Source organism: Stenotrophomonas sp. SORGH_AS_0282 (assembly GCF_030818125.1).
In the GTDB taxonomy this organism is placed as follows: domain Bacteria; phylum Pseudomonadota; class Gammaproteobacteria; order Xanthomonadales; family Xanthomonadaceae; genus Stenotrophomonas; species Stenotrophomonas rhizophila_A.
The window spans coordinates 254,523-271,681 of the sequence record NZ_JAUTAB010000001.1 but is presented as its reverse complement, the minus strand read 5'-3'; the positions used below and the strand labels follow the sequence as shown (position 1 = coordinate 271,681).

The window sequence follows — 17,159 nt, the reverse complement described above, 5'->3', positions numbered from 1 at the left end:
TACCCTTTCCAATGCAATGCGGTGTAGGCGCGAACAGCGTGTTTCCAACAAACATTTCAGTCAGGTTCGTGCAGGCATGATCGGGTCATCGGCCTGTCATGTGGGTGTGTTTGGGCAGCCGATCGCACCTGTCTCCGCTGCCGATGATGCCCATGCTCTGGATCCTGCTGCTGTCGCTGTTGCTGCTCACCTGGTTGCTGCTCGCTTCAGGTCGCTGGGCATGGTGGAAGGCAGGTCTGATGTCGCTGCTGCTGCTGGCGCTCAGTGCATGGTGGTTGATCAACAAACTCTCCGGCGATGGCCTGAATGCGGCAACGCTGTACCACCTGGGCGCCGACATGGAAGGCGCCGGCGTCTCGGACTTCAAGGGTTACATCGCCGGCTTCATCGCGCTGGCGCTGCTGTCACTGCTGCCCCTTCTCACTCCACGCATCAAGCGTTGGCACCACACCGCGCATGGTCGGGGCGTGTTCGCCGGTTTCCTCGCGGTGTGGGTGCTGGCGATCGGCGTGAGCCCGCTGTACCGCGACGGCCAGCGCCTGTACCAGCAGATGCGGCCGGTGGACTACAGCATGGTGGCGCCCGAATACCGTGTGCCGCAGCAGCCGCTGCGCAAGCCACGCAACATCGTGTGGATCTACGGCGAAAGCCTGGAACGCACCTATCTGGATGAAGCCACCTTCCCCGGCCTGATGCCGAACCTCAACCGCCTTGCCGGCCAGGCGCTGGATGTGCGCGGACTGGTCTCGGCCGAAGGCGGTGGCTGGACCATCGCCGGGCTGGTGTCGTCGATGTGCGGCGTACCGCTGACCACCGCGCAGGGCGATGAGAACAGCATGGACCGCATGGGCAGCTTCCTTCCGGAAGCGGTGTGCCTGGGTGATTACCTCAAGCAGCAGGGCTACACCAACCATTACATGGGCGGTGCCAATGGCCTCTTCGCCGGCAAGGGCCAGTTCCTGGCCACGCACGGCTTCGACGCGGTGGACGACCTGGCCTGGTTCAAGCAGCAGAAGATCGCGCGGTCGCACTTCTCCACCTGGGGCGTGCATGACGATGTGCTGCTGGACAAGGCGTATGACCGCTTCATGCAGCTGTCCAAGGCTGGCCAGCCGTTCATGCTGACCACGCTGACGATGGATACCCACCACCCTGCCGGGCACCTGCCGGTGGCGTGCAAGCGAACCCGCTACGCGAGCGACTACGGCGATATTGGCCTGCTCAATGCGCTCAAGTGCACCGATGGGCTGATTTCCAAGCTGGTCGACCGCATCCAGGCCAGCCCGTACGGCGACGACACCTTGATCGTGATCGCATCCGACCACCTGGCCATGCCCAACGACCTGAGCCACATCCTGGCCAAGCAGAAACGCGAAAACATGCTGCTGTTCCTGGGCAAGGATATCGCCCCGCGCCAGCTGGACGCGCAGCACGGCTCCACGCTGGATTCGGGCGCCACGCTGCTCAGCCTGATCGAGCCGGAGATCGGCGAAATCGGGTTTGGCCGCTCGCTGCTGCAGCCCGAGCGCCCCGCCAGCGCCAGCGCGGCGGTGTTCCGCGATGACGGCAGGGACTTCCCGCGCTACCTGGCCTTCTCGCGCTCGCTGTGGCTGGGCGACAAGACCCGCCAGCTGCGTATCGACGAAGAGAACCAGGTGGTGATCGGCCTGCAGCATGTGCAACCGCCGGTGCTGCTCGAATACGACAAGCAATGGGACCTGAAATCGGTCTATCTGGAAAACACGTCCAAGCAGTTCGACCTGGCCGATCCGGACAATACGCTGGCCTACGTGGACCGCTGCACCGCCTTCGAAGACGGTTCGGCCGATGGCGACTGGTGCGCCATGCTGGTCAACCGCGACAAGGGCATCAAGCTCTACCGCGACGACCAGCTGCGCGAGGGCTTCGCCGTCGATGCACCGCTGGACCCGTTCAACGGCCCGCGCCCGAGCATCCGCCAGGCACACATGATCACGCAGAAGGGCCGTCGCACCCGTGCCGGCCAGTACATGCTGCAGTTCGTCGCCAAACAGTCGCCTGATCGCGGCTTCTGGATCGAAGCGGTGTCGTCCAAGCGCAAGGTGGTGGTGGCCCAGCAGTGGGTGCAGCCCGATGCGGAAGGGCGTATCAGCGTTCCGTTCGGCCTGGACCATGAAGTGGATGATCTGGAGATCCGCGCGTGGTTGAACCACGCGGAGAAGCTGGCCGTGGACAACTTCGCGCTGATCCCGTCACGTCGCGGCAACCGCGGCTGATCGCGGCAGCGCGGACCTCTCGGCTGCCTGATTCTGCGATGCCACGCACACCGCGGGTCCAGTCAGGTCGGCACAATCGTGCGCCGGCCGATGTCGATCCGGGGAGGCCCTCATTCTGCTGCCATTGCAGGCCGCAGGTCGCCTGGCGACCGCGACCTTCGCTGCCGCCGGCGCACCGGACGCAACGCAGCACCGCTGCGTTCCCGTCCAGCTGTACAACACGACATCGCACCCTGCGACGGATCGCTGCCGACCGGATGCCCCGCTGCCGCACACGTTGACGCGGCTCCTGCGCCGATGCCCACTGTTGCCGTCGGAGCTCGCCCTGCTGGAGGCCCGTCTGCTGGCCCTGCTGGTCGACGCAACGCCGGATGAGCTTGCTGCGCACCTTGCGCAGGCCGTACGGGACACACCCGTGGCAGCGCGCCGGCCTGCGCTGTTGCAGGCCATGGCCGGTTGGCAAGCCGCACCCTCGCCTGCGCAGGATGCGTGGCACCCGGGAATGCACGCAGGTGGTCGCTGCCATCGTCAGCGGCCTGGGCCGCCTGCAGTGCCGGCGTGCTGCGGGCATCGCCCTGCACGGCATCGCCAACCTGGCACTCGGGCCGCAGGGCGCCCAGCTGCTGGCCTGGACCCAGCAGGCCAGTGCGCTGCCCCGCCTGCTGCAGGAAGGAACCGCGCTGCCCTGGCTGTGCTGGCTCAGCCAGCTTCCGCTGCCGACGTTGCGCGGCGGTGCCTGGGTGGAGCCGTTGATCGCGGCGTTTCCCGCTTGGCTGGAGGCACTGCTGCAGCAGGCCGATGCCGCGCACGCGTCCCTCCACGCTCGGCTGCAGTTGCCCGCCTCGCCCCTGCGCCTGGCGCTGCTCGCTACCGCGTGGGCACTGTGGTTCCAGCAGCGCCCGGGCGACCGGCCCGGCACGCGCACCGGGCAACGGATTGCCACGCTTCCAGCCGTGCTGGAACAGCTCGACCTGCTCGGCACCGGCGCACGTCGTCTCTGTACGCCCGTGGCTGACGCCACGGCGCTGGCGCCACCGGCGGCGGCGATACAGCCCGAGCGCGCTGCCGCGTCGCGGGCGGACACCACGCGCCTGCTGGCACCGACCCTGCCGGTTGCGGTCGCTGCGGCGGCGGTGCTTCCTGCCATCGCCGCTGCGCACCCGCAGCGACGCACGGTGGCCGTCCTCGGTACGCTGGCGGCGGCGGCACTGGGGGGCGGCCTGTTGGCATGGTCGCGGAATCCGTCGCCTGCCGTCGCGACGGCGGACACGACGCCACGCGCGGTTGCGCACTCCCGCCCCGCGTCGAGCGGGTCCAACACCGGGCTACGCGACGATGCAGGCCTGCAGGACCAGGCAATGCTGCTGGAGGCGCTATGGACGCTGCGCGATACCGCTTCGGCGGCCGGGACCGCGATCCTCCCGGAGCGCGCGTTCGCACCCGTCGAGGGCTCGCCGTTTGCGTTGGCCGTGCGCGCGGTCCGCCAGCAGTTGATGTGGCTTTACCGGCAGGACGATTTCCTGCAGACCCTGTATGACGAACGCACGCCTCCTTCTTCGCTCGTGGTCGCCAATGGCAGCCTGAGCGGAACGCGTGCCACCTCCGGCATGCGGGTCGTGCTGCATGGGCAGCCGGATGCGCCAGAGCGCATCCTCTGGTCCCCTCCCACCAATACGATGTTGAACGACCTGCAGCGCACCGTGCGCGAGGCGGGCGGCTGCTTCGACAACGCCGTCAGCGCGCGCCTGGCCTGTGCACTGGGCTTCTATCTCGACCAGGACATGCACGAAGCCGAGTACGCGCCCGCCCTGCTCGATCCGCTCATCCAGCGCCTTGAGCACCGCCTGCAGCAGCAGCCGGACGGACACATCCGCGCGACCAACGAAACCAGCACGCTGTTGCGGCTGAAGCAGCAGGTCCACGCGCTGCAGGCGATCCCGATCCGCGGCATGGAACCCACATGGTCCAGCTGGCGACCGGATCCCCGCTCACACCTGGGCCACAACGCCGCGCTGGCACGCAGCCTGCTGCTGCAGCTGTCGCAGCACCCGGAGGTGATCGCGCTGTGCTGGCATCACCATGTGGATCCCACCCAGCTGGAGTATCCCGCGCACGGCCCGGTGCGCGCCCGTGCCCTCCCGGGCACGCGCATGGCGACGTTGTTCGAGGCCGGCCAGCCACCGGCAGTGCTGGCCCCGCTCGACACGATGCTGCGCGGCATCGCCACGCTGCTGCACGCGCCGGTGCGCTCGGACGGTCGGCTTCGGGTGCCGGAAATGCTGGCCTACTACGCCGCGCCGCTGCCTGCGGTGCCGATGGACGATGCGCAGTTCGACGAGTGCCTGGCCGCGCTCGACCGGCAGCTCGCACCCGCGCGTCCAGGCGTCCCCGCAGGCGCGCGGCTGGAGGTCGAGTGGGACGACCGCAGCGACTCCCCGCCACAGCAGGATCACCAGCGCCTGCTGGATCGGTTGTGGGAGCGCTTCGACAGCGCACCGGCGACATGGGACGACGCGCTCGCGCACCAGGGCCTGGTACCCGCCGACGGGTCGCCACTGCATGCCGCATGGCAGGCCGGGCAGCGACGGCTGCAGCAGGTGTTCGAGCAACCCGGGGTGTGGCTGGCGATGCGACAGGCCAATGCGACGTTCCATTCCCTGCGCGTTGGCGCCGACGGCATCACCGCCCGCGTGCGTGGCTCCGGGCGCAGCGTGGTGATCGCCGACGGCCTGACCGACCCGCTACCCGGGCTGCTGTTGGACCAGCTCGACGCTTTGTACCGGATCACAGATCGCCTGGGACGCTTCTCTCCCGGCACAGCCGTGCCCCTGATCAACGCGCTGCAGTTCCATGGCGCGCTTCCCGCGCCTGCCCAGCTGCCGTGCCCAGCCCCGGTAGCGTGCACCCAGGCGCAGCTGCTGGAGGCCATCGCCCGTGTCCACGCAAGCTGGCAGCGCCGCGCCGGCCCCCTGCCGCCGTGGCGGCAGGCCAGCAACGAACTCCAGGACCTGGGCCGCTTGCTTGCGCGGCGCGCCGATGCGGCCACGGTCGTCCATCGCCCTGCGCTGGGCACCGCCACGGCGACCACGCTGCAGGCGGCCCTGCCGGCGTTCGCGCGCCTCATCGCGGACCCGGCGACGCTCGAACTGCTCCAACGCGAGCGTCTCGCTCCACGGTGGATGTCGGTGGATGCGGACGGATCCCTGCGGGTGCAGGACGCGGCAGGTACGCTGCACCTGTTCAACCAGACCCAGGCACTGGACGCGCTGCCCGTCGCACCCTGGGGCGCACTGCGCGAGGTGGCCAGCCAGCTGGGCGGCGTGGTCCGTTCCGATGGCCGGGCCAACGTCTCCGACATACTTGCCGTCCATGGTGGCTGTGGGCCACGCGAGGCCGGCCACCTTGATGGCCCTGCGCGATGCGTGGAACGCCTGCTCGGCGAACTGAGGCTGGGCATGCGCGCCGACCTGCTGCACGCGGCGGACGCGTTGGACGCAGCCGACCTGGATCAGGTAAGGCAAACCACCACCCGATTCCTCGCCCAGCGCGCGCCTGGCGAACAGACCCTGCTGGAGTACCTGGCCCGGCCCCTGCTGCAGCAGGGCGAGATGGCCGTGGACCAGTTGCACCGCGCCAGCCACTACCTGGCCGCCATGGCCCGCACCCCGCGTGCGCTCGCCCTGCAGGCGGCGTTGCTGCGGGACCTGGGCTGGTACACGGGTAGCCATGGGGCACCGACCTCGCCGACGCTGCTGGCCAGCCTGACACGCGTGGCGATCGTGCTCGACCTGGGGCCGCCGTCGGATCGCGATGCGCGCGTGCTGCTGGGCTACCGCCTGCACAAGTACCCCAACTGGGGGCGCACCTTTGCCCAGATACGGCTCGATTTCCACGACTACCTGCGAAGCATGGGCCGCATTCCCGCCTCGCTTCTGGACATGGCAGGCACGCTGGCCCTGCAGGACCACGCGCCGGAGCTGCTGGCCGACGACGTGCCCGCCAACCTGGTGTATGGAAACACCATCGCTTCGATCAACTTCGTCAGTGGCGTGCACCTGGCCGAGCGCCTGCGTCGCGGCCTCTCGCAGCAGATGCGGTTCAGTGAGCTGATCACCCTCTCGGCCGAGCTTGCCGGGGACGGCGCGATACCCGACGTGGTCAGGCAGCTGACCCTCGACGCACGCCGCCTGCCCACGCTGGACTGGTATGTGTACCGGCAACTGGAACAGCACGCCGCGCTTTCCTCGCCGCTGTCGCCGAGCGCACGCATCGAGGCCGCGCTGCGTGCGTTCGACCAGCGGGTGAGCGACATCGAACAGGCCATAGGCGATGTACTGGCGCCGCTGCCATACCGCATGCCGCTGGTGGAAGCCGAAATCCGCCGGGTATTCCCACGCTTCCCTGGGGTGCTCGCCGACGAGCCGTGGAACTCCACGGAGTTCCGCCTGTGCAATGACGACAACCATTTCGGACGCAGCTTCCCGTTCCATGAAATCGTCGCGGCCGGTGTACTGCGCGGCGGGGCCGCGGCGTGGCGGCCGTGCCGCACCTTCGTTCCCGACTCCCCGCTCAACCAGGCCCAGGGCAACCCCCGCTACGAAGCGGCGCTGCAGACCGCTTACGCGCGTATGAAGCCGGGCCTGGCCCGGCTGGCTGATATCAACGCGCGTTACCAGAAGCGCTTCGATGCTTACTTCCGCAAGGCCCGACGCGGCTACGGGGTGCTGATCGAGGAGGCGTTGTACCAGCGCCCCGAGGAAGAACGCGCGGCCCTCCTGCGCGGAGATGTGCAGGTGTTCACCCTGCGCACCCACGAACCGGAGCTGGAGGCCGGGCAGGAAACCCGCAACGACACCGATCCCTACCGGGGCCGTTTCGGCGTGGTGTACACGCTGATGCTGGCGGGGCAGCCGCGCCACTTCCAGCTGTTCCCGCTGCAGAGCCGGATACTTCCCCTGCAGCTGGAGGGCGCGCTGCCGCTCGGCGGTGCGCTGCAGAACCGCAAGGTGCGGCTGCGCAGCGGCAACGTCGCCACGGTGCAGGTGCGTCGTGGCACCTCGTTGCCGGTGGACTGGGACGCCTACGCCTCGGACAGGGCACCGGAAGCGGGGCGCTCCTCGGACGTGATCGTCGAGCCGCTGCTGGCGCCGCCGCTGGGCGGCGGCAGCGCGCCGCGCTCGCCGTTCCATGCCCTGGTCCACCCGGTGCAGGAGGGGTTTTTCTGGCTGGACGCTGCTGCCTTCCGTCGCGAAGGCTGGGCACCCACCAGTTTCGAGGACCACCTGGAAGACGCGCCGCTGTGGCTGAAGACAGTGGACTTCGTCGTGCCGTTCGTCGAAAACGTGCGCCGCATCTCCTCGAAGAACCGCAACGAATTCGCGATGGCCGCCTTCGGGTTGTACCTCGAATGGATCATCGTGGTCGGGCCGGTGATCGGCGGCGTGGCCAAGGTGCTGATGCGGCCCGGCCTGAAGATGACGATGCCGCGCTTCGCGGAGCTGTCGCGGGTGCTGGGCCGGGGCACGCTGGATGCACTCAATCCTGCCGCGGGCAGCGTGGCACTGGTGCGGGTGGGCGTCAGCGTCGTGCAACGCACTGCGCGCGGCAACCTGCGCTTCCTGTGGTCGTTCCTGGACCCCAACCGCCCCCCGGCACGCGCTGCGGGCGTGCGCTGGGCCATGCGCGAAGGCATGGCCATTGCCAAGGAAGGCAGCTCGCTGGCATCGCCGCTGTACGAGATCAAGGTACGCACGGTGGACGGCATTCCCGGCGCCATGGTGTCCCCGCCGCCGGTGGCCAGCGGCAGCCGCACCCTGCACCTGGTCGACCCGGCCACGCTCACCCTGTATGGCCCGGCGCTGCAGGAGCGGCTGGGCGAAGGCGGCGGTGCCGCTGGCATGCTGATCAAGGTCGGCGGCAGCCCGCGTACCCCGCATGTCTCACCCGGCAAGGCGCTCAAACCGATCAAACAGGGACCCAAAGCGTCCGACGAAGACGACGGCGACGAGCTGGCACCGCTGCAGCCTCCCGTCGTCCTGCTGCCCGATCAGGGCCCCCTGGGCGTGCCCGCGGCCCGCCCATGAGGCGGGCTGCGGCGTGGCATCACGGTGCCTGGGGCGGGGCCGGATCGCGCACCAGGTGGATGTCGGTCGGCGACGACAGCGCGATACCGGCGGCGGCAAACTTCTGCAGCATCGTGAAGTACAGGTCGCTGCGCACCCCATACACCGCGCGCGGGCCGGAGGTATAGGCGAAGCTGTTGATCGCCACCTGGCCGTTGGCAATGGAATCGATGAACACCGACGGCGCCGGGTCGGCCAGTACGCCCACATGGTCGGTGTATGCATCCAGCAGGGTCTGCCGCACCATCGCCACATCGGTACTGAGCGGCACGGTGAACTGGATCTGGATGCGCCCCTGCGCGTTGCCCATCGTCATGTTGCGGATGGTCTTGGTGATCAGTTCGGAGTTGGGCACGATCAGCGTGGATTTGTCGCCCACCTGGATCTCGGTGGAACGCACGTTGATGCGCCTGATGTCGCCTTCCTGGTCACCGAGCTTCACCCAGTCACCGATCTTCACCGGTCGCTCGGCCAGCAGGATCAGCCCGGAGACGAAGTTCTGGGTGATCGCCTGCAGGCCGAAACCAATACCCACCGACAGCGCGCTCACGACCAGCGCCAGTTTTTCGAAGCCGATGCCGAGCGCGGTCAGGCTCCACAGCACCGCTGCGATGATGCCCAGGTAGCGGGTCACGGTGCTGATCGAATTGCGCGCGCCCGCATCCAGCTCGGTCTTGGGCAGGTAGGTGTCGGTGAGCCAGCGCTGGAACGCTTGCATCACCGCCCACACCAGCAGGAAGGCCAGCACCGCGTACAGCACGCTGCTGGGCTTGAGCACCAGGTTGTCGCCGAGGCTGATGCCCTTGGACAAGGTGTCCAGTCCGCCATACAGCGCGCTGAGATTGCCCAACGGCGCCGTCAGTGCCATCACCGCAAGCAGGATCACGCAGATGCGCAGCCCGGCCGAGAGCAGCACGCCGGCCTGCACCACCCGCGATTCGCTCAGCCCGGTGGTCAGCAGCACGGTGCGGCCGACGCTGCTGGTCGGGCACAGCAGCCACGTGGCCAGATCGTCGGCGAACTTCATCAGCAGCGACGCCGCCAGCAGCACCACCGCGCCCCAGACCAGCTGCTGGGCCACGAACAGCGCCAGGTTGAGGTAGCCCAGCAGCGTGGCGATCACCGCAGCGGCCACCACGATGTGCCCGGCCAGCCGGGCGACCACGATCCAGCCGCTGCGACGCGGCGGGCCCTTGGCCTTGCCGTCCGATTGCGCCTGTGCTTCGAGTTTTGCCTCCGCCTCGTCGGTCTGGCGCCGGTGCAGGCGCGCCAGCGAGACCAGGATGGCGATGATGAGCGCCATGTAGGTGATGGCGATCAGCCCGTCCACCGCCACCGTGGTGATTGCACTGGTGCGCGCGGCGCGGTTGAGCGCCATCAGCACGATGCTGATCCAGGTCAGCGCGGCGGCGCCCCACGCGTACTTGCGCAGGCGCCACGCGGCGGCGTCATCCAGGTTGAGCAGGCGCCACGACGGGCGCTTGGGCACCAGCAGCGCCGCACTCAGCGCGGTGATGAAAGCCGCGATATAGGTGGCCACCTGGATGCTGAACACCACTTTTTCCAGCCGCGGTGGAATCGCTCCGATGGCATCCAGCGCGCCGAAGAACACCACGCAGGCCAAGCCCGGCAGCATCGTGCCCACCACCAGCAGCCACACCGCCAGGCCGGAGCGGCGCAGGCGACCGTCCGGGGCCCGCTCGGACTGCGCATAGCGGCGCCCGGCCGCACGCAGCCACAGGCGCAGCGGGAAGAACAGCAGCAGCGCCACTGCCAGGCCGGTCAGCGGCGCGGTCCAGCCATGCTGCGCGATCGCCTTGCGGGCCGTGGTTTCGGCCTGCCGGTAAATCTGCCCCAGCTCCTGCAGGTCGGCCGGCACGTCACGGGCGAATTTGCGCCACAGCGAGGGCGACAGCGGTGAGTTGACCTTTCGGGCCAGGTCCTCGCTGAGCTGGGTGACGCGCATTTTCTCGATATCCGCGCCCAGCTGCTTGGCATCCACCGCGAGCAGCTTGGCCCGCGCAACGGCAGCGGCGATATCGGCACGCTGCTGGGTCAGCGACCTGCGCTGCTGGGCCACTTCGCGCGCTTCCACGGTGCCTTCCGGCACCGTGCCCAACTGGGTCAGGCGGGTATCGAGCTGGTCCAGCTCCGGCTGCAGGGCGGCCTGCGCATCGTCGGCATCGCGCTGCACGGCCATGGCCCGTTCGAACAACGGCGTGAGCGTCTCGCGGGTCTCCGCGTCCGGCAATGCGGTACGGATCGCCTTGAGCTCTTTGTCGGCCTGGTTGAGCTGGGTCTTGGCCTCGGCCGCCGGATCGTCAGGCGCCTGCGCCCAAGCCCCGGGGGCCAGGCACAGCCAGGTGAACAACAACAGACCGGCCAGCGGCCGCAGCAGGGGGAAACGATGACGGAAGGACAAACCAGCACCCAGGGTTCACGCGGACTTGGCGGGGACTATAAACCGGGCCTCGTTCACATCGGGTATGCAACTCAGTACTTCAGGCGCAGTTCCTCGACCTGCGGCTGCAGGGCCGCATACCAGTCCTGGAACTCTTCCTCGCTGATCTCCTCCGGCGCATACACCGCGATCTCGTCCCACGCATGGTCGGTCGGCAGCGGTTGGCGCGGTCCGGCCCGCAGCGAGTAGCTCACGCCCTCGTGGTCCACCACATCGTCCACCGTTTCCCACTGTGCGCGGGCGAAGCCGCTGTCGCTCTTGAGCAGGATCACCTGGTACATCCGCACCTCCATTGAACGGGTCCGGGCCAGCATAGCGCCGCGGCGCCGCGCCCGGCATGACGCCGCCACAACGTACCGTTCCAGCGCGCGTCGCGGCTTCACTCCGCCATGGCGGCGGCCGGGGCATGTTGGCCACCACCGCTTCGACGATGCCCACATGACCAGCCACCCCGACCTGAAGACCGTTGCCGACCTCAAGCTGCCGCGCTACCTGGGCACCTGGTACGAAATCGCCCGCCTGCCCATGAGCCACGAGCCGGTCGACTGTACCGATGTAACGGCGAACTACACCCTCAACGACGATGGCCACGTGGCCGTGGTCAACAAATGCCGCGTGGACGGTGAGATCGAAGAAGCCGTAGGCGAGGCCTGCCCGGTAGACAAGGATCCCGCCCGGCTGCAGGTCACCTTCCTGCCCAAGGGGCTGCGCTGGCTTCCGTTCACCAAGGGCGACTACTGGATCATCCAGGTCGCCCCGGACTACAGCGTGGCGCTGGTCGGCAGCCCGGACCGCAAGTACCTGTGGCTGCTGGCACGCGAGCCGCACCTGGATGCCACCACCCAGGAGCATTACCTGGCGCAGGCTCGACAGCAGGGCTTCGACCTGACCCCGCTGATCCACACCCCGCAGACCGGCCACCCGACTGCCTGATCGCCAATGGACCTCAAAAGCGGGTATCCCTTCTGGGCGGTCAGCAACGGGCTGATGCACGCCTTCCCACCGCTGCGCGAGGACCGAAGCTGCGACGTGCTGGTGGTGGGCGGCGGCATCAGCGGCGCGCTGATCGCCAACGAGCTGTGCGCGCACGGCCACGACGTGGTGCTGGTCGAGCAGCGCGACATCGGCTGGGGCAGTACCGCCGCCAGCACCGCACTGCTGCAGTACGAAATCGATACGCACCTGGTCGACCTGGCCAAGCAGTACGGAGAGCGCGATGCGGTGCTGGCCTACCGCGCCTGCGCCGAGGCGATCCCGGCGCTGCGCGAGGTGGCCGCCGGTTTCCGCGGGGTGGATTGCCACCCCATGCAGAGCCTCTACTACGCCAGCAAGCGCCGCCACCGTTCGCCCCTGCAGGACGAGTACGCGCTGCGCCACAAACATGGTTTCGACGTGCGCTGGCTGGATGCCGACGCCGTCCGTGCGGAATATGGCATCGCCGCGCCGGGGGCGATCCTCAGCGCGCTGGCGGCGCGCGTGGACCCCTACCAGCTCACCTACCGCCTGCTGATGCGGCTGGCCAAGGCCGGCTGCGCGGTGCACGACCGCACCGTGTTGCACACGCTGCAGCCCACCGCGCGCGGGGTGACCGCTACCACACCCGAGGGCCTGCGCATCCGTGCGCGCCACGTGGTGCTGGCCACCGGCTATGCCGGCCAGCGCTGGCTGAAGCAGAAGGTGGCCCGCAACCGCAGCAGCTACGCCTTCATCACCGACCCGATCGATGCGGCGGCACTCGGCCCACTGGTGGACACCATGGTGTGGGAGTCCGCGCGGCCCTACCTGTACATGCGCAGCACCGGCGACCACCGGCTGCTGGTCGGCGGTGAGGACGACGCAGTGGATATCCCGGCGCGGCGCGACAGCCGGGTGGCCGGCAAGACCGGCACCCTGCTCAAGCAGGTGGCCAGGCTGTTCCCGCACCTGCCGCTGCAGCCGGCGTTCTCCTGGGGCGGCACCTTTGCCGAAACCGAAGACGGACTTCCGTTCTTCGGCCCGCACCCGCAATGGGGGCCCCGGGTGCTGTTCGCGATGGCCTACGGCGGCAACGGCATCACCTACTCGATGATCGGCGCGGGCCTGCTGCGGGCCCGGATCGAGCGCCGAAAGCACCCGCTGGCGGGCCTGTTCGGGTTTGAACGGCTGGGTTGAATGCGGCGACCCACCGTTCCCACGATGGTTCCCCTTGCATGCAGGGCCACGACAGGCATCATTCAAGCAACGGCTGCTAGCGTCAGCGCTGTCGGCCGCCTTGCCTGCCCCGGAGCTTCCCATGATCCGCCCGCTTTCCCTGCTGCTGTGCCTGTTGGCCCCTGGTGTCGCGCTGGCGCAGTCCGCTGCCGGTGCCACCGGCCCGCAGTCGGCGACCGATCTGGACCTGTCGGTGCCGCAGAAGCCAATGCAGTACCTCAACGATCCCACCCTGCGCGGTGACCCGCCCGGCACCTTCTATGGCGACAAGAGCGGCCGCCGCGCGCTCCCGCGCGATGGCGCGGGCAACGGCATCGCCGAGATCGCCGACGACAAGCTGCGGGTCAACGGCAGCATCACCACCGGCATCGGCTACGCCAAGGGCTTTGGCAACACGCACTACAACGCGGCCGAGTTGAACCTCAACAAGAATTACACCAACGACGACGGCAAGACCCGCAACATGAACCTCAACATCCAGATCAGCGAGGGCAAGGGCCCTGGCTTCTATGGACCGTATGGGGGCGGTTACGGGTACGGCCGCGGCTACTGGGACGCCGCTGGTCCCGGTCCGGTGGGCTGGTAACCGGCTGCCCACGCAACGCCACCACGGCCGGGGAAACCCGGCCGTCTGCATTCTGTGTCTTGCAGGCGAGGCTCAGTCGAACCAGCCGTCGCGGCGGCTGCTCAGCACCCGGCCATCGTGACCGCTCATGCGAACGTCCACGCGCTGGTTGCGGGCGTTGCGTGCTTCCAGCGTCCAGGTGGCGCCGTCACGCTCCACCGATTCGATGTGGGTCAGCCCGGCCTTGCCGGCCAGGGTGAGGATCTTCCCGGCATCGAGCACGGCGCGGCCATCACGCGGGTCGAAGATCTCGCCCGTGGCCGGGTCGATGATCACATCGTCGACACTGCCGTCGGCACGGGTGACATCGGCTTCCCACACGCCGTCGTCGCGCTCCAGTTCGTGCACCTGGGTGTAACCGGCAGCGCGCAGCTTGGCCTGCACGTCGGCAGCGGACAGATCGGCAGCGAAGGCCGGGGCGGTGGTGAAGGCCGTCGCCAGGGCGGCGGCAAGGATCAGCTTGTTCATGGGGGGAGTTCCTGAAAGAGGCACCGGACCATCCCGGCGCCGCCAGTCTGGCAAGCGCACTTAAGCGAAGCATGAGCCCGCCTGTCAGGAAACGTTTAAGCGCCCCGCGTATACCGTAGGCAGCCCTTTTCCTGACCGGCTTGCCATGACCGCCCTGTCGTTGCTGCTTCCCCTGCTGTTGACCGCCACCGCGCAGGACCCCATGCGGGTCCTCGATGGCGGCGCGCGCCAGCAGCAGGCCGTGCGCCAGGCGGTCGAGCAGGGTCGCTACGTGCCCCTGAAGTCCGTGGTCCAGGACGCCCTGCGCCGCTATCCCGGCCAGCTGCTGGAGGTGGAGCTGGATGACGGCAGGTACGAGATCGAGATCCTCGGTGCCAATGGTGTGGTGATGGAGCTGGACTATGATGCGACCAGCGGCCGCCTGCTCAAGATGGAAGAGGACTGATGCGACTCCTGCTTGCCGAGGACGATGCCCTGCTCGCCAGCCAGCTTCAGCTGCTGCTCGAGGATGCCGGCTACGTGGTGGTCCACAGCAGCGAGGGCATCGATGCGGAGTACCAGGGCCAGGTGGAGGACATCGCCGCGGCGATCGTCGACCTTGGCCTGCCCGGCCTGGACGGCCTGAGCGTGATCGAGCGCTGGCGCGAGGCTGGGCGCGATTTCCCGGTGCTGGTGTTGACCGCACGCACGCGCTGGCACGACAAGCTGGCCGGCTTCGACGCGGGCGCCGATGACTTCCTGACCAAACCGTTCCAGCCCGAAGAACTGCTGCTGCGGCTGCGCGCGTTGATCCGCCGCAGCGCCGGCCACGCCAGCCCGCGCCTGCAATGCGGACCGCTGCGCCTGGACGTCAACGCCGGCCGCTTCGAACTGGACGGCGTGCTGCTGCCGTTGAGCCCGCAGGAACACCGCATCCTGAGCTACTTCATGCACCACCCGGACGTGGTGATAAGCCGCTCGCGCCTGGGTGAGCACGTGTACGAGGCGGGGTTCGACCCGGATTCCAACACGCTGGATGTGTTGATCGGGCGCATCCGCCGCAAACTCGGCAGTACCCTCATCCATACCCATCGCGGCCAGGGCTTCCGGCTGTCGGCGCAGCCATGAACACCCGCTCGCTGCGCAGCCGCCTGCTGCTGGCCGGTGGCCTGGGCATGGTGCTGGTTTCGGCATTGGCCACGTGGTGGCTGGGTGCCATGTACGAGCGTTCAGCGCGTACCGCGATGGACCAGCAGTTGGGCAAGGACCTGATCGCGGTGCTTGCGCTGGTGGAAACCGATGCCCAGGGAGGCATGCAGGTGCGCGGCGAGCTGGGCGACGAACACTACCGCCGCGTGTTCTCCGGCGCCTACTGGCAGCTGCAGGACGCGCAGGGCCTCGCGCTTGGGCAATCGCGCTCGCTGTGGGATGAGACGCTCGCGGTGCCGGCCACGCTGCGCACCGGGCCGGCCCAAGCGTTCGACATCACCGGCCCGCTGCAGCAGCCGCTGCGTGCGCTGGCCCAGCAGGTCACCCTGCCCCGCGCAGGCACCCCGTTGCAGGTGGTGGTGGCCACCGACCGCAGCCAGCTCGACGCGCAGGTGACGGCGTTCCGCCAACGCACCGCGCTGGCGCTGATCGTGCTGATCGCGCTGTGGTTCGCGGTGCTGGTCACCCAGGTGCATTACGGGCTGCGTCCTCTCGCGGAACTGGGGCGCATCGCCGAGCAGGTGCGTAATGGCGAGAACGTGCGGTTTCCGCAGCAGGGCCTGGTGAAGGAAGTCGCGCCGTTGGCCGGCGAGCTCAATGCGCTGCTGGACCACCACGGCCGCATGGTGCTGCGTGCACGGCGCAGTGCTGAAGACCTGGCGCATGCGTTGAAGACCCCCCTCACGGTGCTGACCACCGAGGCGGCGGGCGACGGCGCAGACTGGCGCAGCACGCTGCGCAGCGAAACCGCACGGATGCAGACCAGCATCGACCGCTATCTTGCCGTGGGTGTCGCCGCCGATCACCAGCAGCGCACCCCGGTGGCACCGGTCATCTCGGCGCTGTGTTCGCTGATGCAGCGTGTTTATGCCGAGCGCGAAGTGGTGTTCGCCTGCGACGCGGAAGCGGTCGGCGTGTTCGCCGGTGCACGCGAGGACCTGGAAGAGATGCTGGGCAACCTGCTCGACAACGCAGGCAAGTGGGCCGCGCAGCGGGTGGAGGTTACGGTAGCGCACGCTGGAAACCGCCTGCGCATCGAGGTCAGCGACGATGGCAGTGGCCTGCCGGACGCCGATCTGGAGCGCGTGCTCGGCCGCGGCGTACGACTGGACCAGCGCTCGCCCGGCAGCGGCCTGGGCCTGGCGATCGTGGCGGACATTGCCGAGAGTTACGGCGGCAGCCTGGTGCTGCGCAATGGCGCGCCGGGGTTGCAGGCGATGTTGACGTTGCCAGCGGGTTGACGACCCGACGGTCGATGTTGATGTTGCGAGCGGGTTGGCGGCCCGACGGGTGATGTTGACGTTGCCAGCGGGTTGACGACCCGACGGGTGATGTTGACGTTGCCAGCGGGTTGGCGGCCCGACGGGCGATGTTGACGTTGCAAGCGGGTTGGCGGCCCGACGGGTAGCGCCGACTGTTAGTCGGCTGCCTTTGGCGACAGACAACCAACGCCCGGATCCCGCGCTTCGCGCGGCGGCCGACTAACAGTCGGCACTACCGGGCTGAGCGTTATCGGGTTGAGCGCTACCGGGCTGAGTGCATCCACCAACAATCGATTGCATCCAGCACGATGTGGATGATCAACCCGATTCCAAACAGCCGCGTCTTCTTCGGTACACACAGTCCCGCATACACCGCGATGGCCGGGGCGGTATGCAACGGATGGAAACCGATGCTGCAGCGGTTCGGCGCATAGATCGGGTCTGCCAGCAGATGGTCCAGGTCGATGATCCAGCCCAGCAGCAGCAGCGCCCAGGCCGACAGGAACCGCTTGCGCCAGAACATCCACGCCAGCAGGGCCGGCACGGCCGCGTGCAGGAACAGATGGAAAAGAGCGCGGCTGCTCATCG

General features: G+C 68.5%; 12 protein-coding genes. 8 read left to right on the top strand and 4 right to left on the bottom strand.

Annotation, left to right across the window (positions count from 1 at the left end):
- Positions 1–152: 152 nt before the first annotated feature.
- Positions 153–2,255, top strand: a complete 2,103-nt coding sequence (locus QE395_RS01120) for a phosphoglycerol transferase I (protein WP_306987331.1) — start codon at positions 153–155, stop codon at positions 2,253–2,255.
- 512 nt (positions 2,256–2,767) lie between these two features.
- Complete coding sequence (locus QE395_RS01115) at positions 2,768–8,338, top strand: hypothetical protein (RefSeq protein WP_306987330.1); 5,571 nt, start codon at positions 2,768–2,770, stop codon at positions 8,336–8,338.
- Between the two features lie 19 nt (positions 8,339–8,357).
- Here the strand turns inward: QE395_RS01115 and QE395_RS01110 are convergent, their stop codons facing one another.
- Together QE395_RS01110 and QE395_RS01105 are read right to left on the bottom strand one after the other, a co-directional pair.
- Positions 8,358–10,799 (bottom strand): DUF3772 domain-containing protein, encoded by a 2,442-nt coding sequence (locus tag QE395_RS01110; protein ID WP_306987329.1) that lies wholly within the window; start codon positions 10,797–10,799, stop codon positions 8,358–8,360.
- Positions 10,800–10,870: 71 nt separating this feature from the next.
- Positions 10,871–11,119, bottom strand: a complete 249-nt coding sequence (locus tag QE395_RS01105; protein WP_306987327.1) for a hypothetical protein — start codon at positions 11,117–11,119, stop codon at positions 10,871–10,873.
- A 157-nt stretch (positions 11,120–11,276) separates the two neighbouring features.
- Between QE395_RS01105 and QE395_RS01100 the strand changes: the two genes are divergently transcribed.
- From QE395_RS01100 to QE395_RS01090, 3 genes are all read left to right on the top strand, one after another.
- Entirely contained in the window at positions 11,277–11,771 is a 495-nt protein-coding gene (locus QE395_RS01100) for a lipocalin family protein (RefSeq protein ID WP_306987325.1), read from the top strand.
- A 6-nt stretch (positions 11,772–11,777) separates the two neighbouring features.
- Positions 11,778–12,989, top strand: coding sequence for an FAD-dependent oxidoreductase (locus QE395_RS01095; protein WP_306987324.1), 1,212 nt, complete (start codon positions 11,778–11,780; stop codon positions 12,987–12,989).
- Positions 12,990–13,110: 121 nt separating this feature from the next.
- A complete protein-coding gene (locus QE395_RS01090; protein WP_068854323.1) occupies positions 13,111–13,614 on the top strand; it encodes a hypothetical protein in 504 nt (167 codons plus the stop codon).
- Between the two features lie 72 nt (positions 13,615–13,686).
- On the opposite strand, the gene QE395_RS01085 is transcribed toward QE395_RS01090, so the two are convergent.
- The gene (locus QE395_RS01085) at positions 13,687–14,121 is read right to left on the bottom strand and encodes a PepSY domain-containing protein (RefSeq protein ID WP_249833263.1); all 435 of its coding nucleotides are present in this window, start codon (positions 14,119–14,121) and stop codon (positions 13,687–13,689) included.
- Positions 14,122–14,323: 202 nt separating this feature from the next.
- Between QE395_RS01085 and QE395_RS01080 the strand changes: the two genes are divergently transcribed.
- Genes QE395_RS01080 through QE395_RS01070 form a run of 3 tightly spaced genes read left to right on the top strand, consistent with a single transcriptional unit; the run spans position 14,324 to position 16,550 of the window.
- Positions 14,324–14,566, top strand: coding sequence for a PepSY domain-containing protein (locus QE395_RS01080; protein WP_306990387.1), 243 nt, complete (start codon positions 14,324–14,326; stop codon positions 14,564–14,566).
- The gene (locus QE395_RS01075) at positions 14,566–15,228 is read left to right on the top strand and encodes a response regulator transcription factor (protein ID WP_068854324.1); all 663 of its coding nucleotides are present in this window, start codon (positions 14,566–14,568) and stop codon (positions 15,226–15,228) included. The genes QE395_RS01080 and QE395_RS01075 overlap by 1 nt, the downstream gene beginning before the upstream one ends.
- The gene (locus QE395_RS01070; RefSeq protein WP_306987323.1) at positions 15,225–16,550 is read left to right on the top strand and encodes an ATP-binding protein; all 1,326 of its coding nucleotides are present in this window, start codon (positions 15,225–15,227) and stop codon (positions 16,548–16,550) included. The genes QE395_RS01075 and QE395_RS01070 overlap by 4 nt, the downstream gene beginning before the upstream one ends.
- Positions 16,551–16,833: 283 nt before the next feature.
- Here QE395_RS01070 and QE395_RS01065 read toward each other — a convergent pair whose 3' ends face one another.
- On the bottom strand, positions 16,834–17,157 hold the full coding sequence (locus QE395_RS01065; protein ID WP_093532734.1) for a DUF6122 family protein: 324 nt from the start codon (positions 17,155–17,157) through the stop codon (positions 16,834–16,836).
- Between the last annotated feature and the right edge of the window lie 2 nt (positions 17,158–17,159).

Coding starts and splice junctions, on each gene's coding strand:
- QE395_RS01120 (WP_306987331.1), top strand. CDS start 153: ATGCTCTGGATCCTGCTGCTGTCGCTGTTGCTGCTCACCTGGTTGCTG.
- QE395_RS01105 (WP_306987327.1), bottom strand. CDS start 11,119: ATGTACCAGGTGATCCTGCTCAAGAGCGACAGCGGCTTCGCCCGCGCA.
- QE395_RS01100 (WP_306987325.1), top strand. CDS start 11,277: ATGACCAGCCACCCCGACCTGAAGACCGTTGCCGACCTCAAGCTGCCG.
- QE395_RS01095 (WP_306987324.1), top strand. CDS start 11,778: ATGGACCTCAAAAGCGGGTATCCCTTCTGGGCGGTCAGCAACGGGCTG.
- QE395_RS01090 (WP_068854323.1), top strand. CDS start 13,111: ATGATCCGCCCGCTTTCCCTGCTGCTGTGCCTGTTGGCCCCTGGTGTC.
- QE395_RS01085 (WP_249833263.1), bottom strand. CDS start 14,121: ATGAACAAGCTGATCCTTGCCGCCGCCCTGGCGACGGCCTTCACCACC.
- QE395_RS01080 (WP_306990387.1), top strand. CDS start 14,324: ATGCGGGTCCTCGATGGCGGCGCGCGCCAGCAGCAGGCCGTGCGCCAG.
- QE395_RS01075 (WP_068854324.1), top strand. CDS start 14,566: ATGCGACTCCTGCTTGCCGAGGACGATGCCCTGCTCGCCAGCCAGCTT.
- QE395_RS01070 (WP_306987323.1), top strand. CDS start 15,225: ATGAACACCCGCTCGCTGCGCAGCCGCCTGCTGCTGGCCGGTGGCCTG.
- QE395_RS01065 (WP_093532734.1), bottom strand. CDS start 17,157: ATGAGCAGCCGCGCTCTTTTCCATCTGTTCCTGCACGCGGCCGTGCCG.